This is a genomic window from Mesorhizobium sp. M1078 (assembly GCF_040318615.1).
In the GTDB taxonomy this organism is placed as follows: Bacteria; Pseudomonadota; Alphaproteobacteria; order Rhizobiales; family Rhizobiaceae; genus Mesorhizobium.
This window is the reverse complement of record NZ_JAMYMP010000035.1, coordinates 33,778-60,590: the sequence shown is the minus strand read 5'-3', so window position 1 is coordinate 60,590 and position 26,813 is coordinate 33,778. Positions and strand designations below refer to the sequence as shown.

The 26,813-nt window shown below is 63.4% G+C and carries 21 protein-coding genes and 1 tRNA gene; 9 read left to right on the top strand and 13 right to left on the bottom strand.

All coding sequences use genetic code 11. The features are described 5' to 3' along the window. Positions 1 to 250 precede the first annotated feature (250 nt). Positions 251 to 1,132 (top strand): HpcH/HpaI aldolase/citrate lyase family protein, encoded by an 882-nt coding sequence (locus tag NKH38_RS28175; protein WP_023730282.1) that lies wholly within the window; start codon positions 251 to 253, stop codon positions 1,130 to 1,132. 39 nt (positions 1,133 to 1,171) lie between these two features. Beyond that, positions 1,172 to 1,378 carry a DUF1737 domain-containing protein gene (locus NKH38_RS28170; RefSeq protein WP_023673921.1) on the top strand — a complete coding sequence of 69 codons (207 nt, stop codon included), beginning with the start codon at positions 1,172 to 1,174 and terminating at the stop codon, positions 1,376 to 1,378. 162 nt (positions 1,379 to 1,540) lie between these two features. Here NKH38_RS28170 and NKH38_RS28165 read toward each other — a convergent pair whose 3' ends face one another. Further along, on the bottom strand, positions 1,541 to 1,963 hold the full coding sequence (locus NKH38_RS28165; protein WP_023702572.1) for a metallopeptidase family protein: 423 nt from the start codon (positions 1,961 to 1,963) through the stop codon (positions 1,541 to 1,543). 228 nt (positions 1,964 to 2,191) lie between these two features. On the opposite strand from NKH38_RS28165, the gene NKH38_RS28160 reads away from it, so the two are divergent. The 3 genes from NKH38_RS28160 to NKH38_RS28150 are packed head-to-tail and all read left to right on the top strand — an operon-like array spanning position 2,192 to position 7,933. After that, complete coding sequence (locus NKH38_RS28160; protein WP_023730283.1) at positions 2,192 to 3,244, top strand: ImuA family protein; 1,053 nt, start codon at positions 2,192 to 2,194, stop codon at positions 3,242 to 3,244. After that, positions 3,186 to 4,664 carry a DUF6504 family protein gene (locus tag NKH38_RS28155; RefSeq protein ID WP_023730284.1) on the top strand — a complete coding sequence of 493 codons (1,479 nt, stop codon included), beginning with the start codon at positions 3,186 to 3,188 and terminating at the stop codon, positions 4,662 to 4,664. The genes NKH38_RS28160 and NKH38_RS28155 overlap by 59 nt, the downstream gene beginning before the upstream one ends. Further along, positions 4,661 to 7,933, top strand: coding sequence for an error-prone DNA polymerase (locus NKH38_RS28150; RefSeq protein ID WP_352764764.1), 3,273 nt, complete (start codon positions 4,661 to 4,663; stop codon positions 7,931 to 7,933). The genes NKH38_RS28155 and NKH38_RS28150 overlap by 4 nt, the downstream gene beginning before the upstream one ends. A 120-nt stretch (positions 7,934 to 8,053) precedes the next feature. Here NKH38_RS28150 and NKH38_RS28145 read toward each other — a convergent pair whose 3' ends face one another. The 4 genes from NKH38_RS28145 to NKH38_RS28130 all read right to left on the bottom strand — a co-directional run bounded on the left by NKH38_RS28145 (position 8,054) and on the right by NKH38_RS28130 (position 10,694). After that, complete coding sequence (locus tag NKH38_RS28145; RefSeq protein ID WP_023672122.1) at positions 8,054 to 8,296, bottom strand: Trm112 family protein; 243 nt, start codon at positions 8,294 to 8,296, stop codon at positions 8,054 to 8,056. 29 nt (positions 8,297 to 8,325) lie between these two features. Continuing rightward, positions 8,326 to 8,997, bottom strand: a complete 672-nt coding sequence (locus NKH38_RS28140; protein ID WP_023730286.1) for an LON peptidase substrate-binding domain-containing protein — start codon at positions 8,995 to 8,997, stop codon at positions 8,326 to 8,328. 111 nt (positions 8,998 to 9,108) lie between these two features. Continuing rightward, complete coding sequence (gene trxA, locus NKH38_RS28135) at positions 9,109 to 10,116, bottom strand: thioredoxin (RefSeq protein ID WP_023730287.1); 1,008 nt, start codon at positions 10,114 to 10,116, stop codon at positions 9,109 to 9,111. A gap of 80 nt (positions 10,117 to 10,196) precedes the next feature. Then, on the bottom strand, positions 10,197 to 10,694 hold the full coding sequence (locus tag NKH38_RS28130; protein WP_023730288.1) for a prolyl-tRNA synthetase associated domain-containing protein: 498 nt from the start codon (positions 10,692 to 10,694) through the stop codon (positions 10,197 to 10,199). A 231-nt stretch (positions 10,695 to 10,925) separates the two neighbouring features. Between NKH38_RS28130 and NKH38_RS28125 the strand changes: the two genes are divergently transcribed. Both NKH38_RS28125 and NKH38_RS28120 read left to right on the top strand, forming a co-directional pair. Then, a tRNA-Gly gene (locus tag NKH38_RS28125) sits at positions 10,926 to 11,000 on the top strand. Positions 11,001 to 11,128: 128 nt separating this feature from the next. Beyond that, positions 11,129 to 13,351 carry an SAM-dependent methyltransferase gene (locus NKH38_RS28120; protein WP_352764760.1) on the top strand — a complete coding sequence of 741 codons (2,223 nt, stop codon included), beginning with the start codon at positions 11,129 to 11,131 and terminating at the stop codon, positions 13,349 to 13,351. A gap of 20 nt (positions 13,352 to 13,371) precedes the next feature. Here the strand turns inward: NKH38_RS28120 and NKH38_RS28115 are convergent, their stop codons facing one another. Together NKH38_RS28115 and NKH38_RS28110 are read right to left on the bottom strand one after the other, a co-directional pair. After that, positions 13,372 to 14,052 carry a redoxin domain-containing protein gene (locus NKH38_RS28115; RefSeq protein WP_023730290.1) on the bottom strand — a complete coding sequence of 227 codons (681 nt, stop codon included), beginning with the start codon at positions 14,050 to 14,052 and terminating at the stop codon, positions 13,372 to 13,374. A 19-nt stretch (positions 14,053 to 14,071) separates the two neighbouring features. Beyond that, positions 14,072 to 17,356, bottom strand: coding sequence for an adenylate/guanylate cyclase domain-containing protein (locus NKH38_RS28110; protein WP_023730291.1), 3,285 nt, complete (start codon positions 17,354 to 17,356; stop codon positions 14,072 to 14,074). A gap of 290 nt (positions 17,357 to 17,646) precedes the next feature. On the opposite strand from NKH38_RS28110, the gene NKH38_RS28105 reads away from it, so the two are divergent. Then, positions 17,647 to 19,410: an adenylate/guanylate cyclase domain-containing protein gene (locus NKH38_RS28105; RefSeq protein WP_352764756.1), complete on the top strand. Its 1,764-nt coding sequence runs from the start codon at positions 17,647 to 17,649 to the stop codon at positions 19,408 to 19,410. Between the two features lie 20 nt (positions 19,411 to 19,430). On the opposite strand, the gene NKH38_RS28100 is transcribed toward NKH38_RS28105, so the two are convergent. From NKH38_RS28100 to NKH38_RS28090, 3 genes are all read right to left on the bottom strand, one after another. Next, positions 19,431 to 20,804, bottom strand: a complete 1,374-nt coding sequence (locus NKH38_RS28100) for a hypothetical protein (protein WP_352764753.1) — start codon at positions 20,802 to 20,804, stop codon at positions 19,431 to 19,433. Further along, positions 20,804 to 21,322, bottom strand: a complete 519-nt coding sequence (locus tag NKH38_RS28095; RefSeq protein ID WP_023698122.1) for a GNAT family N-acetyltransferase — start codon at positions 21,320 to 21,322, stop codon at positions 20,804 to 20,806. The genes NKH38_RS28100 and NKH38_RS28095 overlap by 1 nt, the downstream gene beginning before the upstream one ends. Before the next feature lie 136 nt (positions 21,323 to 21,458). After that, a complete protein-coding gene (locus NKH38_RS28090) occupies positions 21,459 to 22,280 on the bottom strand; it encodes a hypothetical protein (RefSeq protein WP_352764752.1) in 822 nt (273 codons plus the stop codon). A gap of 298 nt (positions 22,281 to 22,578) precedes the next feature. Between NKH38_RS28090 and NKH38_RS28085 the strand changes: the two genes are divergently transcribed. Next, on the top strand, positions 22,579 to 23,994 hold the full coding sequence (locus NKH38_RS28085) for an adenylate/guanylate cyclase domain-containing protein (protein ID WP_023685078.1): 1,416 nt from the start codon (positions 22,579 to 22,581) through the stop codon (positions 23,992 to 23,994). A 15-nt stretch (positions 23,995 to 24,009) separates the two neighbouring features. Here NKH38_RS28085 and NKH38_RS28080 read toward each other — a convergent pair whose 3' ends face one another. The 3 genes from NKH38_RS28080 to NKH38_RS28070 form a co-directional block, all read right to left on the bottom strand. After that, positions 24,010 to 24,489 (bottom strand): class I SAM-dependent methyltransferase, encoded by a 480-nt coding sequence (locus tag NKH38_RS28080; protein WP_023672134.1) that lies wholly within the window; start codon positions 24,487 to 24,489, stop codon positions 24,010 to 24,012. A gap of 147 nt (positions 24,490 to 24,636) precedes the next feature. Next, entirely contained in the window at positions 24,637 to 25,818 is a 1,182-nt protein-coding gene (locus tag NKH38_RS28075) for an ABC transporter permease (protein WP_352764750.1), read from the bottom strand. Beyond that, complete coding sequence (locus NKH38_RS28070; RefSeq protein ID WP_023672136.1) at positions 25,815 to 26,813, bottom strand: ABC transporter permease; 999 nt, start codon at positions 26,811 to 26,813, stop codon at positions 25,815 to 25,817. Before NKH38_RS28070 ends, NKH38_RS28075 begins: the two co-directional genes overlap by 4 nt.

The window sequence follows — 26,813 nt, the reverse complement described above, 5'->3', positions numbered from 1 at the left end:
CCCCCTGGCAGGCGCCGCTACCGCCCATCGGACGGGCACTGAGCGAATTGCGCGCTTTACGCCCACGGGCCGACCCCCACTCCGTCGAGCTTCGCTCGACACCTCTCCCCCGATCGACGGGGGAGAGGAAAGGCCCCCCTTCCGCAACTGCTGCGGGACGGGCGGGGCAGCGCAAGCTTTCGCAGTTGGCTCGTCATCAGGTACCGGTCGGACGCTTGCCTCACCCGCCCCCACGCGGCATAGATCGGCCATGACAAGCGAACCTTACCGCCCGCGCCGCTCGGTGCTTTACGTCCCCGCCTCCAACGACAAGGCGCTGGCCAAGATCGCGACGCTGGCCTGCGATGCCGTGATCATCGACCTCGAAGACGCCGTCGCGCCCGCCGACAAGATCGCCGCGCGGGACAAACTGGCCGGCATTTTCGCCAGCCGACCGAAACGCCGCTGCGAGATGATCGTGCGCGTCAACGCGCTGTCCAGCGAATGGGGCAACGATGACCTGCTGACCGCGGCGAAATTCGAGCCCGACGGCATCCTGTTGTCCAAGGTCGCCACGCCGCGCGATATCCTCGAAGTCGGCGACGTGCTCGACGACAATTTTGCCCCCGACAGCGTCAAGCTCTGGGCGATGATCGAGACGCCCAAGGCCATGCTCAACATCGGCGCCATTGCCGAACTCGGCCGCGACCCGGCCTCGCGCCTAGCTTGTTTCGTGGCCGGAACGAACGATCTGGTCAAGGAAACCGGCATTCTGGCGACGCCTGATCGGCGCTACCTCGTGCCTTGGCTGATGCAGATGGTGCTGGCGGCGCGGGCCGGCGGCATCGACATGCTCGACGGCGTCTCCAACGATTTTCGCGACCTCGACGCGTTTGCGCGCGAATGCACGGAAGCCGCTGCCATGGGGTTCGATGGCAAGACGCTGATCCACCCCGCCCAGATCGAAACCGCCAACCGAGCCTTTGCGCCCGCGCCCGAAGCCTTGGCCCAGGCGCGCGCGGTGAAGGATGCCTTCGCCTTGCCGGAAAATGCCGGCAAGGGCGTGATTGCTTTGAACGGCAGGATGGTCGAGCGGCTGCACCTGGCGCAGGCCGAGAAATTGCTGGCGAAGGCCGCCGCCATCGGCGCATGATCCGCCCCGAAAAGACGAACTCACGACAGGATCTGATCCATGAGACTTTACCGCTTTTTGTCCGCCCCCGACGATTCAACCTTCTGCCACAAGGTGACCGCGGCGCTGAACAAGGGCTGGCACCTGTACGGCTCGCCGACCTACGCCTACGACAAGAAGACCAAATCGATGCGCTGCGGCCAGGCGGTGGTGAAGGATATCGACGGCCAGGAATACGGGCCGGATACCAAGCTGAGCGACTGGTAGGCTTTGCCAGGCACGGACGCAGGCTGTGTCGAGATTCAGGTCAGGCCGAGCCGAGAACAGTGTTTCCGAGAACCGGAGCGGAGCGTACTTAAAGTACGCGAGCACCGGAAGCGCAGGAAGCTGCCGTTCGCAGGCCGGCTTCACCTGAATATCGGCGCAGCCTCACTCCGCCGCCTCTTCGATTTTCTCCATATCATCATCCGACAGGCCGAAATGGTGGCCGATCTCGTGGATCAGCACGTGGGTGACGATGTCGCCCAGCGTCTCTTCGTTTTCGGCCCAATAGTCGAGGATGGCGCGGCGGTAGAGGGTGATGCGGTTCGGGCCTTCGCCGGTCTGCGGGTTCCAGCGCTCGGCGATGCCGCGGCCCTCGAACAGGCCAAGCAGATCAAACGGTGTCTCCAGCGACAGATCGTCCATGATCTCGTCGGTCGGGAATTCGGCGATCATGATGACGATCTCGCCGGTCAGCTTGCGGAAATCGTCGGGCAGATGCGCGTAAGCCTCCAGCGCCAGAAACTCCATCTCCTCGATCGAGGGCGAGAGTTCGTCGTGCCAGGTGCGGGTCTTGTAGATGCGGGCCATGCTTTGTCCTTTGATCCCGGCATATAGGCTTTCCCTCCGGACTCGGCAAATGGACGGGTACCTGGCCAATGACTGTTTCTTTGCACCGAATGACTGCGACCAAAGCCTAAGGTTGGCTCGCTACCTTTGATCAAGGAATAAATTCCTTCTGACTCCGCTTGACTCTTCCGGCACCCTCTGGAATCTATAGGAACATAACAGGAACAATTGTGAGAGAAATTGACCGTCATGGCGACATCAGCCGTGGCGCGGGAGACTGTTTTTGCCCTGCGCCGCCAGATCGCGAAGATCGAGGGAACGCTGCCCGAGCGCCTGGCCGCGCCGGCTGGCGAGGGGCTGCGCGCGGGTCCTGGCGGCGGTCTCGACGCCGCGCCTGAACCCGATGCCGATGTCACCATCATCCGGCGCGGGCTTGCCGTGGCTTCGCCGGATGCTTTCCTGGCCACCGGCGTCGAGCGCCTCGATGCGGCGCTGAGCGGCGGCCTTCCGAAAGCCGCCTTGAGCGAAATCCATGGCCTTGAGACCCGCAATGCCGGGGCCGTCGCCGGTTTTGTGCTGTCGCTTGTCAGCCTGATCCTCAAGGGCCAGCCCTTGCCCGTGCTGTGGATCGGCACATCAGAGATTTTTCGCGAGGCCGGCTTTCCCTATGCCAGGGGATTGCAGGGCATGTTCGGTCTCGCACCGGAGCAATTGCTGTTTTCCGAGGCGCCGAAACTCACCGATGCGCTGTGGGTAGCCGAGGAGGCCGCGAAGATGACGGCGCTCGCCGCAATCATCCTCGAAATCCGTGGCAGCCCGCAGCGGCTCGACCTCACCGCGACGCGCCGGCTGCACGCGCGCGCCCAAAACGCCGGCCGGCCGGTGTTCCTGCTGCGCCAGGCCGGCGAAGCCGAGCCGACCGCCGCCCCGGTGCGCCTCATCGTGTCGGCTGCACCAGCGGCGAGCCGCCGGACGATCGCCGGGTCGCTCGCCGGCTCGATCGGCCGGCCTGCCTTCACCGTCAGCATCGGCAAGAGCCGCACCGCTCTGCCTGGACAATTCACACTGGAGTGGAACCCCGATGAACACGCATTCGAAGAAAGAAAGCCCCGCGAAAAACGGGCAGAGAATTCTGTCGCTGTGGTTCCCGCATCTGGCGGCCGAACGGATCCTGCGCCAGCGCCTGGGACGGTCGTGGCGTTCCCGGCCTTCGGATCATCTGCCGCCATCTCACCCACCGCTCGTGATCAGCCATCGCGACCGCAACGCCCAGCGCATATCGGCCCTCGACGAGCGGGCTGAGGCGCTGCATCTGAAGCCTGGCATGGGCATTGCCGACGCCCGTGCCATGCATCCCTCGATCGACATTGTCGAGGCCGATCCGGAGGCCGACCGCCGGCTGCTCGAAGGCCTCGCCGACTGGTGCGACCGCTATACGCCGCTGGTGGCGCTTGACGGCGTCGACGGGCTTTATCTCGACGTCACCGGCTGTACCCACCTGTTCGGCGGCGAGCGCGCCATGCTGGACGACATCCTTGCGCGGTTTTTCCAGCAGGGTTTCGATGTCCGCGCCGGGTTGGCCGCGACGCCGGGTGCAGCCTGGGCGGCAGCGCGCTTTTGCGGCGACCGCATCGTTGTCTCCGGCGAGGAAGAAGCGCTGCTCGCCCCCTTGCCGCTGGCCGCACTGCGCATCGAGGCCGATATCCGCGCCAGCCTGGAAAGCGTCGGTCTGCGCACCGCCGGCGCGGTCATGGCAGCGCCGCGCGCGCCGCTCGCCCGCCGTTTCGGCGCGACCTTGCTGTTGCGTCTTGACCAGGCGCTCGGCCGCCTCGACGAGGCGGTATCGCCGCGCCTGCCGGTGGCGCCCCTTTCAGTCGAACGCCACCTGGCCGAGCCGGTCGTGCTGACCGCCGAGATCGAACGGCTGGTGCTCTTGCTGGCGGTGACGCTGAAGGCCGATCTCGAACGCCGCGGCGAAGGCGCAAGGATGCTGGCGCTGCTGTTGTTTCGCGTCGACGGCGCCGTCAGCCGCATCGCTGTCGGCACCTCGCGTCCGCTGCGCGAACCGAAGCTGATCCAGCGCCTGTTCCATGAGCGGCTGGCCGCGCTCGAACAGGACATCGATGCCGGCTACGGCTTCGACCTGGTTCGGCTTTCGGTGCTGGCGGCCGCCGACTTCGACATGCAGCAAGCCGATTTGACCGGCGAGGCCGAGGATGACGACGCCGACATGGCACTCTTTGCCGACCGCATCCGCGCCAGGCTCGGGGACAGTGCGGTGCTGAAGCCGGTCGCCCTCGAGAGCCATCTGCCGGAGCGCGCCGTCGCCACCATCCCGTTCTCGGAAGCGCCACAACGCAAAACACCGCCCAGGAAGCCCGGCTCGAAAGACGCGCCGCGCGCAACCATCTTCCCGCCGGAACGGCCGATCCGGCTGTTCCGTTCGCCCGAGCCGATCGAGGTGCCGGCCACCGAAATGCCGGAGGGGCCGCCGATGAATTTCCGCTGGCGCCGCGCGCTCTACCGGGTCGCGCGTGCCGAAGGGCCGGAGCGCATCGCACCGGAATGGTGGCGTGAAACGTCAAGCGATCCGGTCACATCGACGCGTGACTATTTCCGGATCGAGGATGCCGAAGGCCGCCGCTACTGGCTCTACCGGCAAGGCCTCTATGGCAACCCGCAGCTGCCGCCGCGCTGGTTCATGCATGGGGTCTTCGCATGAATGCGCTGACCGTCATCCCCTATGCGGAATTCGGCATCCAGTCGAACTTCTCCTTCCTGCGCGGCGCCTCCAAGCCGGAGGAGCTGGTGGTGGCGGCCAAATTCCTCGGCTTTTCCTCGATCGGACTGGCAGACCGCAACACGGTGGCCGGCGTCGTGCGCGCCTGGCAGCAGGCCAAGGTCGAGAAGCTCGCCTATCACCCCGGTTGCCGCCTGGTGTTCGGCGACGGCACGCCGGACATTCTCGCCTATCCGCAGAACCGCAAGGGCTGGGGCCATCTCTGCCGCATGCTGACGCAAGCCAATTTGCGCGATGAAAACGAGAAGGGCGCGACCCTTCTCCAGCGCAGCGACCTGCTCGAATGGGGCGACCTGCTGTCGCTGGCGGTGCTGCCGGATCTCTCGGCGAATGCCGACGATCCCCTGGCATTGGTCCGTCAACTGAAAGACCGTTTCGGCGCTAATTTGCGGCTAGGCATGGCGCCGGATTATCGCGGCAATGACCGTTTCCGCATCGAGCAGGCGGCGGGCATGGCGGACATCGCCGGCGTGCCGCTGATGGCGACCAACGACGTGCTTTATCACAGCGCCGAGCGCCGCTCGCTGCAAGATGTGCTCACCGCCATCCGCCTCAATTTGCCGGTCGCCGAGGTCGGGCTGGAGCTGACGGCCAACGCCGAGCGCCATCTGAAGCCGCCGCTGGAAATGGCCCGTCTCTTCCGCCGCCATCCACGGGCGCTGGCCGAGACGCTGCGCTTTGCCGGCGAACTGACCTTCTCGCTCAGCGACCTCCAGTACAATTATCCCGACGAGCCGACGCAATCAGGGCTTGGGCCGCAGGCCGAGCTAGAGCGTCTGGCCAGGGAGGGGGCCGCCACGCGCTATCCGGCGGGCGTCCCCGCTTCCGTCTTGCAGCGCATCAGTGAGGAGCTCGCTCTGATCGAGCGTCTGAATTATGCGCGCTATTTCCTGACCGTTTACGACATCGTCCAGTTCGCCCGCAATGAGGGCATTCTGTGCCAGGGCAGAGGCTCGGCCGCCAACTCGATCGTCTGCTACTGCATCGGCATCACCGAGGTCGGCCCCGAGCGCATCGACACGTTGTTCGAGCGCTTCATTTCCGAGGAGCGCAACGAGCCGCCCGACATCGACGTCGATTTCGAGCATGAGCGGCGCGAGGAGGTGATCCAGTACATCTACTCCAAATACAGCGCCAAGCGCACCGCGCTGGCGGCCGCCGTCATCAGCTATCGCGGCCGCTCGGCGCTGCGCGAGGTGGCCAAGGCCATGGGCCTGTCGGACGATGTCCGCATTGCGCTCTCCAGTTCGATCTGGGGCTGGTCGACCTCGGAGCTCGGCGAGAAGGAGGCGCATGCCGGCGGCCTCGACCGCAACGAGACCTCGACCCGTCACGTGATCGCCCACGCCAACGAGATCATGGGCTTTCCCCGGCATCTGTCGCAGCATGTCGGCGGCTTCGTCATTACCCGCGACCGGCTCGACGAGATCGTCCCCATCGTCAAGACGGCGATGGAGGCGCGCAAGATGGTCGAGTGGGATAAGGACGATCTCGACGCGGTGAAGATCCTGAAGGTGGATATTCTAGCGCTTGGCATGCTGACCTGCCTGAAGCGCGCCTTCACCTTGCTCACCGACCATTATCCGAAGGCCCGGGATGATTACGGCCGACCCTATGTGCTGGCCACCCTGCCGCCGGAAGAGAACGACGTGTACGACATGATCTGCCGCGCCGACACGCTCGGCGTCTTCCAGATCGAATCGCGCGCGCAGATGTCGATGCTGCCGCGTCTACGCCCGCGCGAATTCTACGACTTGGTCATCGAGGTGGCGATCGTGCGGCCCGGCCCGATCCAGGGCGACATGGTGCACCCCTATCTGCGCCGTCGGCAGGGCAAGGAAGCGGCTGAATATCAAAAGCCAGAGCTGGAGGCTATTCTCAAGAAGACACTCGGCGTGCCGCTGTTTCAGGAACAGGCGATGAATATTGCAATCGTCGCCGGTGGTTTCAAACCCGGCGAAGCCGACGAACTACGCCGCGCCATGGCCACCTTCAAGCGCACCGGCACCATCGGCAATTACCGCCAGCGCATGATCGACGGCATGGTCGGCAAGGGATACACCAAGGACTTCGCCGAGCGCTGCTTCAAGCAGATCGAAGGCTTCGGCGAATACGGCTTTCCCGAAAGCCACGCCGCCTCCTTCGCTTTGCTCGTCTATGCCTCCTGCTGGTTCAAGACCTTTTATCCCGACGTGTTCTGCGCCGCGATCCTGAATTCGCAGCCGATGGGGTTTTACCAGCCGGCCCAGCTGGTGCGCGACGCGCGCGACCATGGCGTCGATATCCGCGACGTCGACGTCAATTTTTCCGACTGGGACTGCACCCTGGAGAAAGCCCAATTCGATCCGGGCCGCATCCTGGGGCGCCATGCCGAAATGCGCGGTGTCATCAAGACCCGGTACGCCGTCCGGCTTGGCTTCCGTCAGATCAAGGGCTTGGCCGAGAAGCGTATGGAAGCTTTCACCGCGCGGCGCGGCGCCGGCTATACAAGCGTCAGGGATGTGTGGCTGCGCTCGGGCCTCGATGTCGGCGAAATCGAAAGACTGGCGCAGGCTGACGCCTTCCGCTCGCTCGGCCTCGATCGTCGTGAAGCCTTGTGGGCGGTGCGCGCGCTGGATGGCAAGAGCGCCGCCGAACGGCTGCCGCTGTTCGACCAGCCGGCGATCCGGTTGCGCGAACTCGAGCCCGAGACAAAACTGCCGACAATGCCGCTCGGCGAGCACGTCATCCACGACTACCGCGCGCTCGGCCTGTCGCTGAAGGCGCATCCGGTCGCCTTCCTGCGCGAGCGGCTCGACCGCGCCGGCGTCATTCCCAATGCCAATCTCGGCTCGGTGCGCGACGGCAGGCGGGTCTCGGTCGCCGGCCTGGTGCTGGTGCGGCAGCGGCCCGGCAAGGGCAATGCGATCTTCCTGACGCTGGAAGACGACAAGGCCGTCGCCAACGTCATTTTCTGGGAGCGGACCTTTACCCGTTTCCGGCCCATCGTCATGGGCGCGCGCTTCGTCAAGGTCACCGGCAAGCTGCAGTCGGAATCCGACGTCATCCACATCGTCGCCGAAAAGATCGAGGATTTGACGCCGTGGCTGACGGTGCTGCTGGAAGAGATGACGCCGGCTGCCCGGCCCGACATTGCCACCCTCTCGGACAAAGCTGAAAGGGTCATGCCCAAGGGGCGGAATTTTCAGTAGGCAAGTGCAGGGCGGTCGGGAGCCCATGACATTAATGCCGGCAAGGGCAGAGGGGGGCGCGAAGGATCGCCAACAGAATGGCTTCTTAGGCTGAGGTCCGTTTGAACCACCCCTGGCCCTTCAGCCCGGCCCACCCAATCGCGGCGGCGACAGCACGTCTTCCGCCGAAATAGTCCGCGCCTCCGAGGGCAGCATGATCGGGATGCCGTCGCGCACGGGATAAGCGAGCTTGGCAAGCCGCGAGATCAACTCGCCGCGCACCGGGTCCCAGGCCAGCGGCCCCTTGGTCAGCGGGCAGGCCAGCAGCTCCAGCAATTTTGGATCGACATTGACCGACTTGCCGTCACGCCCATCCGCAGCCATTGGATCCCCCTTCAGCCATCGGCTCAGCCCTATTGCAGGCTGGAGCCAAAGTCCTCATTCTCGCGCGCCAGCGCCATTTCGGTGATCGCGATCAGCGTCTCCGCGCGGGCTTTCAGGTCGGGCGCCTCCAGCAGCGCCTGTTTCTCGGCCGGTCCGTAGGGCGCCATCATCGACAGCGCATTGACCAGCATGGTGTTCTCGGCGCGGCTGACGCTTTCCCAATCGGCTTCGAGATCGTTGGCCTGCAGATAGGCGCGAAACGCTTTCAACAGCGCCGGCCGGTCGATCTCGCTTGCCGCCTGGTCTTCGGCGAGATCGGTGAGGAACGGCGCCAGCTTGCATTGCCGGAACGGCGTCTTCACCGGCAATTCGCTGGTGATGCGGAAACGGCAGACGCCCTGCAGCGAAATCAGATAGCGGCCGTCGCCGCTCTCGGCCATCGAGATGATGCGCCCGGCGCAGCCGACATTGCACAGTTCCGGCTCGCCGTCGGCGCGCAACGCGCCATTGAGGCTGGGCTGGACGATGCCGATCAGCCGCGCGCCGACGATCGCCTCATCCACCATCTGCAGATAGCGCGGCTCGAAAATGTTGAGCGGCATGCGCCCGCCCGGCAGCAGCAGCGCGCCGGCAAGCGGAAACACCGGAATGGTTGCCGGCAGATCCTTGCCGACCCGGTAAAATGCGTTTCCGACCTGCACCTTCACTCCTCCGACCCGCTTCGGGCGCGATGTTATCGGCCTAATCTGGCGCGGCGGCCGCCGACCGCAAGGCCCGACAGCCACGCCCCGGCAATTTGGCCGGCAAACGGCTCAGGAAAACAGCAGCGACGACAATTTGCGCCGTGCCGCCAGCGTCGCCTCGTCGGTCATGCCCCAGGCCTCGAACAGTTTCAGCAGCTGCGCCCTGGCGCCGTCCTCGTTCCACGTCCGGTCGGCTTTTATAATCGCCAGAAGATTGTCGGCCGCCGCATGGCGCTCGCCCCTGGCGTTCTGGATCATGGCGAGGTCGAAACGCGCCTGGTGGTCGCCGGGATTGGCGGCCAGTCGCTGCTCGAATTCAGCTGGATTGCCAAGTGCTGCCGCTTCTGCAGCCAGCGTCATCTTGGCACGCAGCGCGGCAAGTGCCGGCGCATTTTTCTTGGCCTCCGGCGCCGTTGCCAGCAGCGCCTCGGCGCCGTCGCTGTCGCCGGCCTCGAACAGAAGCTCGCCCAGCCCGGCAATCGCCTCGATCGTCTCCGGCGCTTGCGCCAGGATGGCGTCGTAAATGTCGGCTGCGGTCTGCGCATCGCCCGCCGCATGCGCTTCCGCCGCCGCGGCCAGTGCTTCGGCCACCGGCGGCGCGCCATTGCCCTTGCCGCCGACCTTGGTGATGAACTCGGCAATCTGGCTCTCGGGGATGGCGCCCATGAAGCCGTCGACAGGCTGGCCGTCCTTGAAGGCGATGACCGCCGGGATCGATTGGATGCCGAGCTGGCCGGCGATCGAGGGATGATCGTCAATGTTCATCTTGACCAGCTTGACCTTGCCGCCGGCGGCCTTGATCGCCTTTTCCAGAAGCGGCGTGAGCTGCTTGCAGGGCCCGCACCACGGCGCCCAGAAATCGACCAGTACCGGCTGTTTGCGCGAATCCTGGATAACGTCGGCGGCGAAAGTGGCGGTCGTGGTGTCCTTGATCAGCTCGCCAGCGGCAGGTGCTGCGCCGGGTGTCGAGCCAAGTGCCGACTTGGCCGGCTCGGCGCCGCCATATTGCGCGGAAGTGGTGTATTGGCCCGAATTGCCGCCGAATTGGCCGCCAAACGGATTGTTGTTGTCGCTCATGTCGTCGCCCTTCCGGTCGCGCCCAGCGGAGCAGCGCGACGTCCTTAACTAGAGGTCAGTTTTCGCCATCCATGTGGCGATCAAGCCGAGACTTTCAAGATAGCAGCATCATGTCCGGTTGCCTCGACGAATCTGATGAGGTCCGCGGACGCGATTGACGTCGTCGCCTCATTGGTCAGCGGATGCGCGTTGACTGTCGCATGTGCCATCAAATCCTGGTCGAGCGCCACCTTGACCCGTCTTTCGGTGTCGTTGATCAGCCCGAACACGGTGACGGCGCCCGGGATGACGCCGAGCAGTTCCATCAGCATCTCCGGCTTGCCGAACGACACCCGGCCGGCGGCGCCGATGATCGTGTGAATCTGCTTCAGGTCGACGACCGCCTCCTCGCCGACGCTGACCAGGAAGAAATTGTCCTTCTTGTCCTTGAGAAACAGATTTTTCGTGTGCCCGCCCGGTATCTCGCCGCGCAGCGACTGCGAATCGGCCACCGTATAGAGCGGCGGATGGCGCACGGTCGACACTGATATGCCGAGATCGGCAAGAAAGGCGAAAAGCTCGGCTTCGGTCTTCGGCATGATCTTCCCCAGTTGGTCTTCGCTGTCTGTCTGGCCTTCGGGCAAAGCCGTTTACGGCCAATGATGCCACCGAGACAAGACCGTCATGCGCGAGGTCCATGAACCACCATGCCCGGCCCGGATGCTGTGGCCAGACGATTTGCCGCGACCAAAAAGCCCGTCATTTCCCTGTTGCAATCGCCGCGCTCTTCAGCCATATAGGCCCGGCTTGCGGCCCCGAGGGCCGTGTGAGCGGGTGTAGCTCAGGGGTAGAGCACAACCTTGCCAAGGTTGGGGTCGAGCGTTCGAATCGCTTCACCCGCTCCAGTTTCCTCGAGGGGAATCAAGCGATGAAGAGGCGCCTTTCGGGGCGCCTTTTGCTTTTTCCAGACCGGCGATGTAAGCGCGTTGCGGGACACTTGTTCTCCCTCAGAACCAGGCGCAGGTAAGACGGCGTGGCGCACAATCCCTCGGGTTCAATTTCGGCGAAAGGCGGCACCGCATCCGAAGCGCTTGCTTGGCTGGCGTTGCGGAACGCCGCGTCCGAATGCGGCTCAGGCTCGCGCTTGATCGACCCGCAGCCCCTGCGCGCACTCCCGGCGGGACGCAAGTGGGCGCATGAGATTGCCAAGGTAATCTTCGATGGCCTCATGGCAGGAAGCCTGTCGGTGCCGGCGCAATTGGCTGCCGGATGGGCGAGGTTCGGCAGCGCAACCACCGCGTTGATCATCGAACTCGGCAAGATCTGGGACAATCCCGCAGCGGCTCGCCGCGTCCAGTACCAGCTTGAGCAAATGCTTCTCGAACCCGACGATCTTGCCACGCCGCGCAGGCTGGCGCGAACGCTCGGAATTCGCGTCGACGCTCGCAATCCGACCGCGACCGAACTGCCGGAAGGCATCGATCAGATCTATGCCCATCTGATGCTGGATGGCCGGATCGAGGCTGTAGTGCAGTTCGGTGCACTCGGGACGGTGACGAGCGATCATTGGATTGAATTGATCCTGGATGTAGTGCCTGCTGAGCGGCTTGCGGGAGGATCGCCTGCACCGCAAAAGGGCGCCGGCGCGACCACGTCAAACACGCCTGCAGCCGAGGTATCGTTTGCCATGGCGGGAAGCGAGCCCGATCAGGACAGCCACTTCGGCAAACTCGCGCAATTGGCCGCACAGGCGCATGACCTGGTTCGGTCGAACGCTGAACCGTCAGAGCCTGTTACGCCGCGCCGCGCACGGGTCGCGGACAAGCACGACAAGGATCGCACGGCGTTCTGGAACAGCTATTTCGCGACCGAGGATCCCTGGAACTACAGCTCGCTCTATGAGCAGGAAAAATATGAGCGGCAGATCGAGATCCTGCCTGCCGGTCCCATCGGCCGGGCGCTTGAATTGGCCTGTGCGGAGGGCCATTTCACGCGGCAGCTGGCGCCGCGCGTGGGCCATCTGACCGCAACCGACATCTCCGCTATAGCCATCGAGCGAGCCCGCGCCCGATGCAACAATCAGGCGAATGTCGAGTTCGGCGTACTCGATTTCGCTGCCGACACGCTGCCGGGTGAGATGGATCTGATCGTCTGTTCGGAGGTGCTCTACTATCTGGACGATCTCGCCGAGTTGCGGCGCATCGCCAAGAAATTTGCCGAGGCGTTGGCGCCTGGCGGTAGTTTCATCAGCGCACACGCATTCGTGCTGCGTGACAATGTCGAAAAGACGGGCTTCGACTGGAACACATTCGGTGCCCAGGCGATCTCCGAGACGCTGGCAGCGACCGAAGGCCTCGTGCTCGAGCAATCGATCCAGACCGAGCTCTACCGGATAGACCGCTTCCGCCGCCTGTCGCCGGACGAGGTGGCGACGGACACGGTGATCGATCATGTGCCGATCCGCGCGCCCATCGAAATCGGTGTCGCGCGAAATATCGTCTGGGGTGGGGCGCGAGCCTTGCGCCGCGACGTCGCACGTAACGAGCAGCGCCGGCATATCCCTGTCCTCATGTATCACGGCGTTGCCGATGAAGGTCCGGCCGCGCTCGCTCGTTTTCGGCTCACGCCCGCCGCATTCGCCAGCCAGATGGCATGGGTGCGCGCCAATGGCTTTCACGCCATTGGCTCCGAGCAGCTGGAAGCATTCATCGCCAACCGTCAGCCTTTCGTTGGCCGCCCGGTGCTCATCACCTTCGATGACGGCTTCCAGAACTTCGCCGACCATGCCTGGCCGATCTTGCGCGCCAACGACCTGACCGCGGAGGTGTTCCTGGTGACGGACCTGGTGGGCGAAAGTGCACAGTGGGACACCGACATCGGTCCGCCGACGCCGCTTATGGGCGCCGGGACGGTGCGACGCCTCGCTGCCGAAGGCGCCTTCTTCGGCAGCCACATGGCGACGCATCGCGCCATCGATGGTCTGTCGAGCGCTGACCTGGCCGCCGAGCTCCTGCGCTCTCGTCTGTTCATCGAACGCTGGACCGGCCGGCCAACCAGGGCGTTCGCGGCACCCTTCTCCGTCACCGACCGACGGCTTGGCCGGCTGGCCAGGGAGTGCGGCTATCGAGTAGGCTTCGGCCGCAGGCACGGGCCGGCGGACCTCGATAGCGATCTCATCGACCTTCCGCGCATCGAGATTCGCGGCGACCGCTCGCTCGATGACTTTATTGCCACTGTCGAGGCCGTGCTCGAATGAACGGTGAACGTGTCAGTTCATTATTGGGCGACTTGCGACACGGCTGACATCAGTTCCTTCGGGTTTGGCGCCCCAAACATGTATCGCCCACCCTCTGGAACCTCCGTGAAACTCCAGCGGACGATTCCCTGCCGGTCCAGCAGGAACTGACCGATCAGTTGTCCGTGTCCCGTTGCGATCATCTGCTCGTCGGCTTCGGTCAGTTCGTAGTGGTCCTTCTTGTCAAGGATTGCGCTGGCCGTCATAGGATCCATGGGACCGGGCAATTCGCCGGGTATGTCGACCCGCATATCCTGTGCCGCTGCCATCGATACCTTGTACGGCCAGTTCGTCTCGTTTTGGGTGAATTCGAGATTGGGAAGCCCAAAAGCACGGTGTGAAGCGCGTTCCGGGTCGGAGGCAGCGAGCAGATTCGGCATCGGATGGTAGCGGAAATAGAGACGCGCCCGTTCGATCGGCGTGTTGACCACCGTCAGGCTCTCCACGCCCTTTTCGCGCAGCTCTGGATCGAGCCGCGCCTGGGCGGCGATGTGGCGCCGGCAAAACGCACAATGCAGACCTCGAAACAGGCCGACCAGCACCGGTTTTTGCCCGCGAAAGTCGTCAAGCGCAATCTTGCCTTCCTGGGTAATGGCGTCGAGTATCAGGTTCGGCGCCCGGTCGCCCGGTTGAAGCGGTATCAATCCACTAGGCGCGGACATGTCCAACCCCCTATCCCGGCTAGTCGAGAAAAGGCAGCACCACAAGCGCTTCCGGGTCGAGCCCGTGCTGGGCGCATATACCCTGCGCCAGGGAAAAGTAGCGTTCGGCCTCGGCCAGATTGTCGAGGTCGAGATTAAGCGTTGCGAGTCCATCATAGCACGGAAACAGCAGTTGGGGCTCGCCCGTTTCGCGGGCTACGTCCAGTGCTTCGTGGAACAAGCCAACCGCCAGTTCCGGATGGCCGTTGCACTGGTGGATCTGCCCAAGCACGATCAACGGCACTGGCAGGTGCTCGCGCTGGTCGAGCGCCCGGTCAATCTCGATGGCCTTCTCGGCAGCAGGCACGCCCTCCGTTGGACAGCGATCCGTGAAAGTACAACAAGCCACCGCCAGATTGGCGAGGAGGCGCGCCTGGAAACCCAGATCACCAATGCGGCGCGCCACTTCAAGACCGCGCCGACAGACCTCCATCGCCTTTGCCGGATCGATGGTCGTGTAGAGCACGCCGAGATTGGTGTAGCCGCGGCAGGCCGCGCCCAGCAGACCGGCGGCTTCGGCCAATTCAATGCTGCGCTCAACCTCACGCACGGCTTCATGGTTTCGCCCAAGGCGAGCCAGCGCAACAGCCTTGGTATTAAGTGCCTCGGCGGTCACGAGGGTGGCATCATCGGAGACATGTTCCGTTGTCAGAGAGCGTACGCAATCCAGCGCCGCGTCTGCCCATTTTGCCGCGAGAGTGTGATCTCCGCTGCGGAACGCCTGTCGGCCACGTTCTTGCCAGAGATGCGCCTGCTCGATCGGGGCATCCGCTCCATCGAGGAGCGCTGCCGCTTCAGCGTAGCGCGATTCCGCGTCGTCCCGCTTGCCCACGTCCCAAAACAGCCGACCGATCTTGCGCAAAACGCGCGCCGCCGCGACACGATCGGCTGACTCGCGATAGGCCTGCAGCACCGCCTCGTAGTGGCGGTGTGCAATCTCGCGGCGGCCTGCCGGGCCGCTCAAATCGGCAATGCGCTCTGCAATTGCCAGTTTGAGCGGTGTTTGCCCGATCGCGCCCAACGCAGTCAGTGCTCGCTCGTAGAAACGAAGGGCGTCGTCATTGGCGTATATCATGCGAGCGCGATCTCCCGCCGCCTGCAGGTAATGCGCGCCCCTCTCCCGCTCGGCGCTCTGAGCGAAATGGTGACCGAGCACGGCCAGATCCTCGAACCGTTCCGGCTTGTCGCCGCACAGTTGCTCCAGGGCGGCACCTACCCGGCCGTGGATGTCGGTCCGGCGTTGCAGGAGCAGATTCTGGTAGATCACGTCCTGCAGCAATGTTTGTGTAAAGCGGTAGCTTTGCGACGAGACCGAGCCTGATCCGGCAACTTCCTCGATGATTTCCGCATCGCAAAGCAGTTCGCAGCCCGCTTCCAGTCGGCCGGGGTCGGCTGCCACGGCTTTCAGAAGCGTGGCATCGAAGCGCGGGCCGATTACCGCGGCTTCCTGGGCCAACCGGCGCACCCCTTGCGGCAGCCGGTCGACGCGAGCAAGCAACATTGCCTGGATCGTGGCGGGGATGCCGGTTGCGACTTCGCCTGCCACGGTCCGCCATTGCTGGCCCTCGCGCACCAATACACCGCGATCGATAAGGCCGCGAACGATCTCCTCCAAGAAAAGCGGGTTGCCGCCCGCGCGCTCGAGGATCTGGTCGAGAAGCCCTCCTGCGGCGTTTACCCAGTTCTCGCCGAAAAGCGCCGCCACCAGGCGGCGTCCGTCATCGCTGTCGAGCGGCGAAAGCCTGAGCGCTGTGTGGCTGACCCGACTTGAGTCGAGTTGGTCGTTGTCCGACGCCGGACGATGCGTGACCAGCAACATCAGCCGCGTGCGTTCCAGTCTGTCCATCACGAAACGCAGTGCCTCGAGCGAGACGGAGTCGGCCCAGTGCAGGTCTTCGACGACAATCAACAGCGGCGACAACACAAGCCGCCATTCCATGATTGTGCGGACCGCGTAGAGAATTTGCCGCCGCAGCTGCTCGGGCTCGACATGCTGCAAGGTGGCATCGGGGTCGCCGAGGCCAAGCACATGGTAGAGCAAAGGCATCAGCCGCTTCGCCTCCTCGCCCTGCAGGCCGAGATCGGCAAGCAAGGCTGCGAGCTTGCCCCGCATTTCGTCCCCATTGTCGTTTTGCATCATCCCGGCAGCGCTGCGCACCACTGCACCCAGGGCGCCAAATGATTGTTCACCCAGCGGTGAGCACGTGGCCTGCCGCACGGCGACGTTGCGAAAACGATCCTCGTCGCCGACGCGGGCGACGAACTCCTTCACCAACCGCGACTTCCCGATACCGGCTTCGCCGACGATGCGGACAAGCTGGGCCGAGCCGCCGCACGCCAAGTCAAGGCTCGCCAGCATTCTGTTGAGCTCCGCATCACGACCTATTATGGGCGCACTGAGGCCGAGCGCCTCGAGCCCGCGCGCTGCACGCGGCGCCGCAAGCGGTGCATCCAGTCGGTGGACGAGCACACTGCCAGCCTTGCCGCGAAACACGACATCGCCCAGCGACTCGTACGAGAAGGCATGCCGGGTCAGCCTGTGCGTGAGTTCGCCCACCAGCACCTCACCCGGTGCAGCCAGCGATTGCAGGCGTTGCGCCGTATTCACCGTGTCGCCGGTCACCGAATAAGATTTGGCGGTGCCGATGCCCAATCCGCCAGTAACGACCGGACCCGTGTTTATGCCTATGTGGAGCAGCAGCGGCGAGCCGGAGTGGCGGGTGCTTTCACCGAGCCGCGCCGTCCGGGCGATCATGTCGAGAGCGGCTCGAAGCGCACGTTCCGGATCGTCCTCATGCGCGACCGGCGCACCGAACAAGGCGAGCAGAGCGTCGCCGATGAATTTGTCGACGAAACCACCAAAGCCTTGCACGGCCGCCGTCAATTCCTTGAACAGTTCGTTCTGCAGCGCCTGCATGACCTCGGGGTCGAGCTGCTCGCTGAGTGTCGTGAAGCCGCAGAGATCGGCGAACAGCACCGTTACCGTTCGTCGATCGGCGTCGGAGACGGAATGCGGCCCCTCTTCGCTTTCGATGTTCGGCGACGGAGCTCGAGAGGGCTGCGCAATGGTGCGGCTTGGTGTCGGAGCAGGCCGTTCGGCAGCTTTTGCGGACGCACCGACGCTTGCCCCACATTTAGGACAGAATTCGAAATCAGGTGCGCAGGCGTAGCCGCAACTGGCGCATGGCACGGGCTGGCGGCGGCCACACTTCGGACAGAAGGCGTAACCGCCCTCGATCTCGAAACCGCAGCCCGAGCAGTTCATGGACACCTCACCAGAGCATGATGCCGAAGAGTGTGAAGCGGTTTTCGGACGACATCATGCTCTATCTCTTTGACCTTGGGCCATGACGCGTGATCTCGCCACGCTCGTCACGGCCGGGGTATTCACAAGGATGAACCGATAGTCGTCAACCGGCAAGCGGCAGCGCAAATGGGCATCGGTCTGGGTTCGGCGGTGGAGCACTGCCGATACGGGCGGCCGCGTGGCCGTGATTTGCGAAAATTCCCTCGTCCCGCCGTCTTCCTGCTATGATGGAGATGAGGAGGCGACCCATGAGCGAGAACCGTAAGCTGGCCGCAATCCTGGCTGCAGATGTGGTCGGATACAGCCGGCTCGCGAGCGCGGACGAAGATCGTACCTTGGCGCGGTTGCGGGCACTGCGCAGCGACCTGATCGATCCGATCATTGCAGTGCACCACGGGCGGGTTATCAAGCGTACCGGAGATGGGGCACTGGTTGAGTTTCGCAGTGTGGTCGATGCCGTGCGCTGCGCCGTTGAGATTCAAAACGGTATGGTTGAGCGCAATGCCGGCGTACCGCAGGAGCGCCGCATCGAGTTCAGGATAGGCATCCATCTGGGCGACGTGGTCGAAGAGAGCGATGGCGACCTGATGGGTGACGGCGTCAACATCGCCTCGCGTCTGGAGGGCGTTGCGGCGCCCGGCGCCATCTGCCTGTCCGAGGATGCCTATCGCCAGGTCAAGGCCAGGCTTGACCTCTCGGTCAGCGATCTCGGCAGCACACAGCTCAAGAACATCGCCGAGCCGATCCGAGTGTATTCGCTGCAAGTCGGCGCCGGGGCCAAGGTGGCCGCGACCTCGCAAACCCCGACGAGCCCTCCGGCTGCGGCAGCGCCGCCGAAACTGTCGATCGCCGTGCTGCCGTTCGCCAATATGAGCGGTGATGCCGAACAGGACTACTTCGCCGACGGCATCTCCGAAGACATCATCACGGCGCTGTCCAAACTGTCACAGCTCTTCGTCATCGCTCGCAATTCGTCGTTCATCTTCAAGGGCCAGAACGTCCATGTGCAGGATGTCGGCACGAAGCTCGGCGTGCGCTATGTCCTTGAAGGAAGCGTACGCAAGTCGGGGAACAAGGTACGCATCACCGCGCAGCTCATCGATGCAATCTCAGACGGCCATCTTTGGGCGGAGCGGTTCGATCGCGATCTGACCGACATATTCGCCGTGCAGGATGACGTGACGCAGCACATCGTCGGTGCGCTGGCGCTCAATCTGACCGAGGATGACCGTCTGCGGCTGGCGCCCGAACACCAGCGCAACCCGGAGGCGTATGACTGTTTCCTGCGGGGCCGAGAGCTGTGGCACCGGCTGACGAAGGACACGAACGTCGCGGCCCGCGAGCTCTTGCAGCGGGCCATCGAACTGGACCCGAAATTTGCCTCTGCCCACGCTTTCCTAGCCCTCACGTACGGGCTCGATTACCTCAACAGGTGGGGTGCGTCGGACTCGATGGCGCAAGCGGAAGAGGCAGCAACGCGAGCGGTAACGCTGGATGACAGCGATCCCTGGGCGCACTGGGCGCTGGCATCGGCCAAGCTTTACACACGGCGGCACGATGAGGCCATCGGCGAGGTCGAGCGCGCGATAGCCCTCAATCCGAACTTCGCCGAAGCGCACGTCGCCCGCGGCGAGGCGCTGTATTATTCGGGTAGACCCGCGGAGGCGCTAGAGAGTTTCGCCCGGGGAAAGACCTTGAATCCATACTTTCCGGATGTGCTTCTGCACTTCCAGGCTTTGGCATCGTTTCAACTGGGAAGGTACGAAGAGGCCGTCGACCTCCTGCTGCAACGGCTGGCTCGCAACGCTGTCACCGACGTCTCGCGTGCGCTTCTGGCGGCATGCTACGGCCATCTGGGCCGTTTGGAGCAGGCCCATGCGGCATGGCAGGACCTGCTTCGCGTCAATCCCGCCTATTCGCTGGAACACCGTCGCAAAGTCTTGCCTTACAAGAACCCTGCCGATTTCGAACTCATGGTCGGGGGGCTCCGCAAGGCCGGCGTGGTGCAATGACGGGCTAAAGCCCGGCCGGATCAGAGGCCTGAGGCCCGGCCGATCTTGCGCCATCGGGCGTTTTCGCGAACCGGTTTCAGGTCATCGGTCGTCTCGGCAAATGTCCGCAACCGGTATTGCCGCAGCAGGTCCGGGAACAGCGCCCCTTCCGGCAGTCCGGCAAGCTGCTCGCGGACCGAGATTTGTTCATTGATGACCCGCATGCCCCAGGCATTTTCCCGAACCTGCAGCTCGGCGGCCAGATCGCGCTCTTCTGGCGCGTTTTCATCAAGCGCAGCCAGCAGGATCGAGTGAAAAAGCGCGACATAGCCAATCTGTCTCAGGCCGCCCACAACCCGCACGCGCGGCAATATGGCAAGGGCAAGGAACATCAGGAACAAGTCCGGCAAAAGCATGCCGTCCAGCAGTGCCTGCTGGAGATGCGGCCGCTCGAACGGGATGGAAAGACCATGCGGCCTGTCAGGCTCGATCAGCCGCCCGTTCTCGAGGACGAGCTTGCGCACGCGCTGCTCGCGGATGCCCCAGAAATAGGCCGTGGCATTGGGCAGGAACCTGCCAAATGGGCCCGATGCGGCTTCTTGCAAGGCATGGTCGAGACGCCGGCGCCTTGCGGGCTCGAGGAGCAGCCTGGAAAGAAGACTGCCTTCATCTTCCAGATGCCGCGCCACGACAGTCGCGGCCAGCCTATCATCGATGAAAACCGGCCGGGCCATGCCGGAACGATCCCAATCGGCGACCAGATGCTCGTTGAGTTCTGTCAGCGCATCGGCGGCTGTTGCAAACACCTTGTCCTGGCTGGCAAGCAGCGTGCCCAGCCAGCTTCTGGCATCCGTTTCATTGCCCACCGTTTCGAGCGCGCGCCCGTTGAGGGTGACGGGACCGGCCGCGCAGGCGCTTTTGCGGCACAGTTTGTGGCGCCCCATGCCAAACAAATTGACCTTGTCGTCGCCGACATCGAGCCATCCCGGCCCCTCCCGGCCGGTTGTCTCCATGGTCATCGTCGTTCCCATGAAGCCGAAAAAAGCCGACAGCCCGTTTTCGACCGCGCCGAGCCAGGCAAGCAGCAGGGCATCGAAGGTGATGCGATCCATCAGAAGCAGGCAGTGCAGGCCGGACTGGATAACCGGTCTGTGGTCGAATTCGTCGAGGGCCTTGTCGATCGCTTCGGGCTGCATGATCGCACCGAGGCGCTGCTGCAGGACGTCGCGCAGGATCGAGCGGGCAGCAATCGACGGGGCCGATCCAGGCCTTGCCACCGGCCGCCACAGATGGCGGGCATAATCGGAAACCGGTGCATTCCAGTTCTGCTCGATGTCACGCACGACCTCCGGGCAGAGCAGCGACAGCACGGCCAAAATGTCCACCGGAGGGGCAAGGGCAGGGACGGTGGTCATCAGAACCGCAGCCGGGCCATGCTCAGGAGGTCGTGGTATTGCCCGTCGGTAAAACCGGCCTTCACATGCCGGCCTTCGACCTCGAAGCCGTGGCTTGTGTAGAGACGGATGGCCGGTTCGTTGTCGGCATAGACGCTCAATTCGACCCGCTTCAGGGCGCGCCAGTTGTCGGCCACGTCAAGCAGCGCGCCTAGGATGGCAGAGCCGATGCCTCTGCCGACAAAACCATCGTCAAGGCCGATATTGATCTCGCCGATATGCGAGCGGCGCGGCGAACCCTGCGCGACCAGGCTGCCGTGGCCGACAACCTTGCCGTCCAACTCGGCAACGATCCAGGTGGTTTCCGGGCCGGACTTGGCGATGCGCCGCTCCACCTGCTCCACCATCTCGAACGGCATCCTGAGCGTGCCCCAGCGGAAGCCCGGCATATTGAAGATAGCGCAAAGCGCCTCGGCATCGCTTGGCCGGACGGCCCGGAGCTGCGGCTGGATTTTCTCTAGGGGTGGCGTGCTGGTCATGGCTTTTCCGGCTACAGCAATTCCAGGAAAAGTGTGAGCGGTTTTCCGTCCGGAATTGCGTCAGAACAAAGGACAGAGGCAATATGCCCGGCACGATGCACCGGACGTCACCTGAAAATCCAGCCGTCTCTGAGACCTATGCCGATTGCGGGGCAAAATGCCGGGGGGCGGCGCAGAGCTTGAGGATACCGCTGATGCCGATCCAGCCGAAAAGGGCAAGCCAGCACAATGTCCCGGCCGCCGTCCAGTCGATCCGGTGCACGGCGGCGTCGGTGATGACGAGGCCAAGGACGGCAAGCAGGCCAACCAGAAACTGCGCCAGGCCGAGCACCAGCAATTCCTCACGCGGCGCACTTCTCCAGACGAGATAGGTGCCGCCTGCACCCGCGAGGAAGATGGCGCTGTAGACCTGGGCGTGGAAGGCATCGATCGGCCATGGCCAGAAGCCACCGAATGTCAGGGGAAACAGCAACAGGCCGACGCCGTAGGCCCCGAGGATCGTCATTTCCACCGGTAGGTAGGCGCGCCATGCGGGGTTCAAGATCACGCCTTTTGCAGAAGGGCGGGCCCTTGCCCGCCACAGGAACAGCCCGGATACCGCGGCTGACGCAAGATAGACCAGAAACCAGAGCCAGGGGGCTTTGCGCTCGAAGTTGAAATAACCGAGATTGATGAACGAAGCCGCCGACACGATGACGGTGAAGATGAAGGCCATGACCAGCACGAGCCTGCCGGGCGACCAGCGATTCCAGACCAGCAGCGACGCCATCACTGCCATTTCGGCGGTGTAGAAGCCGCCGAGGAAGCGGGCATTGAACGGCGTGACGGCCCAGGGCCAGCGCGGCTTGACCAGCGCAGGCGCGAAAAACAGGCCGGCCCCGACGATCAGGACGATGATGACCCCCGCCGAGAAAAGGCGCAGGGCCGCCGGAAATGGCGGGTTGTCGCGTGTCGGCATGGAGAAAACCCCAGAGATGAATGCCCCATGGGCTATCATAGTTTGGAATTCAACAAATGGAAATTGACCTGTCACCAGGCTTGTCCATTCGAATGGCCGTCCGGTCCATTTCGCAGTATGATGGAGCGTTCGGGTCGAAGATCGGTCCGGCCAACACGCCTAGAGCCGGATGATTTCAGGTCTGTCCGACCTGAAATCTGAATCCGCCTCTGAATCAGGAAGAGCATGATGTCGTCCGAAAACCGCTTCACACCTTTCGGCATCATGCTCTAGCGGCGCAATTTCCGGAGCCTGCACGATGACCGAAGCTCAGGATCTGTTCTCGCTTCTGCGGCAATCGACCGATGTCGATCCGCAGGCAATCGACGCAATCCGGCAAACCATCGCCGAGGGCAAGGACCGCGAACTTTGCCGCATCAATGCGCTGGCCTTCGCCAGCAAGCATGGCCTCGACGAGGAACGCACCATAAGCGCCTTTCTCCATGCGGCGCGGGTGGGCATCTTCGACATTTCCTGGAATGTTCTGTGCCCCGGCTGTGGCGGCGTGCTCGACACCAACGCCACGCTGAAAACCATGCAGAAGGACGAATACACCTGCGCGCTGTGCTCCCAGGGCTATTCGCCGACCCTCGACGAGATGGTCGAGGTGACATTCACCGTCAGTCCCCGCGTGCGCAGGATTGCCGCCCACAATCCACACGAACTGCCGTTGGTGGAATATTACCGCCAGATCTACTGGGCGTCCGGGGCCGATCTGCCGGACGAGGATCTGGCGGAAAAGATGGAAGCGTTCTCGCTGGAAGATATCGAGCTTGCGCCCGGTGAAAAGGCGGTTCTGCACATCCAGCTTCCGCCCCAATTCATCATCGTCTTCGAGCCGGTCACGCATTCGGCCCAGTTCATCGACGCGAAGGGCGAACCGGCAAAAGAGCGGCGAAACCTCTCTCTGGCCTTCGACCGGGACCATGTCCAGAGCCAGACGCTGGAGATGCAACCCGGCCCATTGCGCATTTCGCTGGAAAACAGGACCGACACGCGCGTGCTGCCGACGGTCTTCATCGCCTGCCCGGTATTGCATGATTTCCTGGGCAAGCGCCGGCCCTTCGTGACCGCCAAGCGCCTGCTCACCAACCAGACGTTCCGGGATCTCTATCGCACGGATACGCTCGACATCAACCAGCGCCTGAAGATCACCAGCCTGACCTTCCTGTTCACCGATCTGCGCGGATCGACCGAGCTTTACGAGCGGGTGGGCGATCTTTCAGCCTTCGATCTCGTACGCGAGCACTTCCAGGTTCTGCACGAGATCGTCGCGGCGGAGGCAGGCGCGGTTGTGAAGACGATCGGCGATGCGGTGATGGCGACCTTCGCGACGCCTGACCGTGCGATTGCCGCGGCGCTGCGGATGCGCGACGCCATGCGGGCGCTCAATGACAAAAGCGGGCGCGAGGACCTTCTGCTCAAGATCGGTGTTCACGCCGGCCCCTGCATAGCCGTGTCCATGAACGAGCGGCAGGATTATTTCGGCCAGACGGTCAACATTGCTTCGCGGGTCCAGAACCTCGCCAACGCACAGGCGATCTTCGCCACGCGTGCGGTGGTCGACGATAATCTCACCGCCGATCTGTTGCACAGGAACGCGCTGACGCCCGTGCCGCACGAGGTCTCGCTGCGCGGCATCGAGCGGGAGATTGCGGTTTATACGATCCCCTGAAGAGTTCTCTGCCGCTCACACGCGCTTGCAGAGGAAATAACGGTCGGCGGGCTCCGAAGTGGGCGCCGGGAGGTGTTGCAGCAGCGGGTGATCGAGCGGCGTGCCACTGACCGCGAAGCCGCCGACGCGAAGCAGGCTCGCAATCAGATCGGGAAGCCAGGTAGCGGTCACTGCATCGCGATCGTCATAGCCGGTGCCAATGTCGGCATGAACAAGGGCGGCTTCGATGCCAATGAACTTGCGGCCCGTCTCGCGTATTTCGCCGAGCACGAGGTTTTCAGCTTCGGGAATTGAGCTAGTGTGCGCGCCAACTTCGCGGTCGAACACCACGATCCGGCGCCCGGGCAGAAGCTCGCGCAGATGGTGGAATGTCCGGCCATTGCCGAGGCCGAGCTCAAGCACAAGCCCCTCCATCTTCGCCACCTCGGGGCAGATTCGATTGAGAATGTCGCGCTGCGCGGTCATCCTGCTGATGAAATTATCGAGGCGACTCATATGCGATTTTGTGTCCTGAACCAGCAGCCCCGATCGAGGCTTGCTGCATATAAAGGCGAACGACGAACCCTGCAATAACGCAACCGGCCGCCGACAAGCGTCATACCGGGTGGAGTGTTCGGCAGGCCGCGCGGTGGAACAGCGATATCACTTGTAGGGGTCTGCAGCGTCCCGCAAGCCGTCGCCGAGGAAGTTGAACGACATGACAACGAGGATGACCGGCAGCATCGGCAAAAGCAGCCATGGATAGAACGCGATCACGCTGACGCTGCGCGCCTCGGTGAGCAGGATGCCCCAGCTGGTTATCGGCGCCCTCAGGCCGAGCCCGAGGAAGCTCAGCGCCGTTTCGCCCAGGATCATGCCAGGGATGGAGAGCGTCGCCGTCGCGATCAGATGCGACATGAAGCCGGGAATGAGATGCCGCCTGATGATGCGGCTGCTTCCGGCGCCCATCAACTGCGCCGCCAGAACGTAATCCTCCTCGCGCAAGGCCAGAAGCTTTGAACGCACGGCCCGCGCCAGTCCGGTCCAGTCGAGCAGCCCGAGGATGACGGTGATGCCGAAATAGATCAGGATCGGACTCCAGGTTATCGGCATGATCGCCGCCAGGGCCAGCCATAGCGGAATGCTGGGAATCGATTGCAGGACTTCGATTATCCGTTGGACGATCAGGTCGAAGATACCGCCGTGATAGCCGGCCAGCCCGCCGATGACGATGCCGAGCAGGAAGCTGAAACTGATGCCGACGAGGCCGATAGTCAGTGAAATGCGTGCGCCATAGATCATGCGTGAGAGCACGTCGCGCCCCAGCCTGTCGGTGCCGGCCAGAAAGAGTTGGCCGTTCTCGGCAGGACAGACAAAATGCCTGTCACCTTCGATCAGGCCCCAGAACCGATAAGTGTCGCCCTGGCAGAAGAAACGGAGCCGCTGAACATCGTCGTGCTTCTCGATGTAGTTCCGCTTGAGCGTGTCCATATCCAGCGTCATCTGGCGGCCATAGACGAACGGCCCGACGAACTCGCCATTGTGGAACAGGTGCACGTGCTGCGGCGGCGCATAGATGTAGTCCATGTTGCGCGAGTGCAGATTGTAGGGCGCCAGGAACTCGCAGATCAGTATCCCTAAATACAGCACTGCCAGGAATATGCCGGATATAAGCGCAAGCCGGTGTTTGCGGAATTTCCACCACATCAGCCGCAACTGCGATGCCTGAAAGACCTTCGATTGCTCCGGCGTCATCGCCTCGACCGACTGCAGGTCGAAGGGCGCGCCGGAAATGTAGTGTTGCAGTGGAGCACCCGGAGCGGGCAGCGGCGAGTCCTGCTTCATTTGGTGCTGCCACCCTGCAAACGAATTCGTGGATCAAGCAGCGCCAGCGCCAGGTCGGAAATCAGCACGCCGATAACCGTCAGGAAGGCAAGGAACATCAGGAATGACCCTGCCAGATACATATCCTGGCTTTGCAGCGCCTTGATCAGCATCGGCCCGGTCGTTTCCAAAGACAAAACGATAGCCGTGATCTCAGCGCCGGAGATGATGGCCGGCAGGATCGAGCCGATGTCGGAAATGAAGAAATTGAGCGCCATGCGCAGCGGATATTTGACCAGCGCCTTGAACGGATGCAGGCCCTTGGCGCGCGCCGTAACGACATATTGCTTGTGCAGTTCGTCGAGCAGATTGGCGCGCAGCCGCCGGATCATGCTCGCCGTGCCGCCGGTGCCGATGATCAGGACCGGGATCCAGAGATGGGCGAGGATCGACTTCGCCTTGGCCCAGCTCATCGGCTCGCCGAGATATTGCTGGTCCATGAGGTGGCCGATGGACGTGCCGAACCAGATGTTGGCGAAATACATCAGGATCAGCGCCAGCATGAAATTCGGAATGGCAAGGCCGAGAAGGCCGAAGAAAGTCAGGCCGTAGTCGCCCCAGCTGTATTGATGCGTGGCGGAGTACATGCCGATCGGAAAGGCGATGAGCCAGGTGAAGATGATCGTGACGAAGGAAACCAGCACGGTCAGCCACATTCGGTCGCCCACGACGTCGCGAACCGGCAGCTCATATTCGAAGGAATAGCCGAAATCGCCGTGCAGCATCCCGCCCACCCAGTAGAAGTAGCGAATGACCGGCGGCTGGTCGAAACCATATTCCTTGCGCATCATCTGGATGCGGTCGGAATCCACCGCTTCGCCCTGGGCCCGAAGCTCAGCGACATAGCTGTCGAAATAGTCGCCCGGTGGAAGTTCGATGATGGTGAACACCAGCGCCGATATGACCAGCAGCGTTGGAACCATCACGGCGATGCGCCAGACAAGATATCGAAGCAC

Bases quoted from the DNA above. Each gene is read 5' to 3' on its own strand.
- NKH38_RS28175 (WP_023730282.1), top strand. From the start codon at position 251: ATGACAAGCGAACCTTACCGCCCGCGCCGCTCGGTGCTTTACGTCCCC.
- NKH38_RS28110 (WP_023730291.1), bottom strand. From the start codon at position 17,356: ATGAACTGCTCGGGCTGCGGTTTCGAGATCGAGGGCGGTTACGCCTTC.
- NKH38_RS28150 (WP_352764764.1), top strand. From the start codon at position 4,661: ATGAATGCGCTGACCGTCATCCCCTATGCGGAATTCGGCATCCAGTCG.
- NKH38_RS28100 (WP_352764753.1), bottom strand. From the start codon at position 20,804: ATGACCACCGTCCCTGCCCTTGCCCCTCCGGTGGACATTTTGGCCGTG.
- NKH38_RS28080 (WP_023672134.1), bottom strand. From the start codon at position 24,489: ATGAGTCGCCTCGATAATTTCATCAGCAGGATGACCGCGCAGCGCGAC.
- NKH38_RS28165 (WP_023702572.1), bottom strand. From the start codon at position 1,963: ATGGCCCGCATCTACAAGACCCGCACCTGGCACGACGAACTCTCGCCC.
- NKH38_RS28115 (WP_023730290.1), bottom strand. From the start codon at position 14,052: ATGTCCGCGCCTAGTGGATTGATACCGCTTCAACCGGGCGACCGGGCG.
- trxA (WP_023730287.1), bottom strand. From the start codon at position 10,116: ATGAGCGACAACAACAATCCGTTTGGCGGCCAATTCGGCGGCAATTCG.
- NKH38_RS28170 (WP_023673921.1), top strand. From the start codon at position 1,172: ATGAGACTTTACCGCTTTTTGTCCGCCCCCGACGATTCAACCTTCTGC.
- NKH38_RS28075 (WP_352764750.1), bottom strand. From the start codon at position 25,818: ATGAAGCAGGACTCGCCGCTGCCCGCTCCGGGTGCTCCACTGCAACAC.
- NKH38_RS28085 (WP_023685078.1), top strand. From the start codon at position 22,579: ATGACCGAAGCTCAGGATCTGTTCTCGCTTCTGCGGCAATCGACCGAT.
- NKH38_RS28095 (WP_023698122.1), bottom strand. From the start codon at position 21,322: ATGACCAGCACGCCACCCCTAGAGAAAATCCAGCCGCAGCTCCGGGCC.
- NKH38_RS28130 (WP_023730288.1), bottom strand. From the start codon at position 10,694: ATGCCGAAGACCGAAGCCGAGCTTTTCGCCTTTCTTGCCGATCTCGGC.
- NKH38_RS28160 (WP_023730283.1), top strand. From the start codon at position 2,192: ATGGCGACATCAGCCGTGGCGCGGGAGACTGTTTTTGCCCTGCGCCGC.
- NKH38_RS28145 (WP_023672122.1), bottom strand. From the start codon at position 8,296: ATGGCTGCGGATGGGCGTGACGGCAAGTCGGTCAATGTCGATCCAAAA.
- NKH38_RS28090 (WP_352764752.1), bottom strand. From the start codon at position 22,280: ATGCCGACACGCGACAACCCGCCATTTCCGGCGGCCCTGCGCCTTTTC.
- NKH38_RS28105 (WP_352764756.1), top strand. From the start codon at position 17,647: ATGAGCGAGAACCGTAAGCTGGCCGCAATCCTGGCTGCAGATGTGGTC.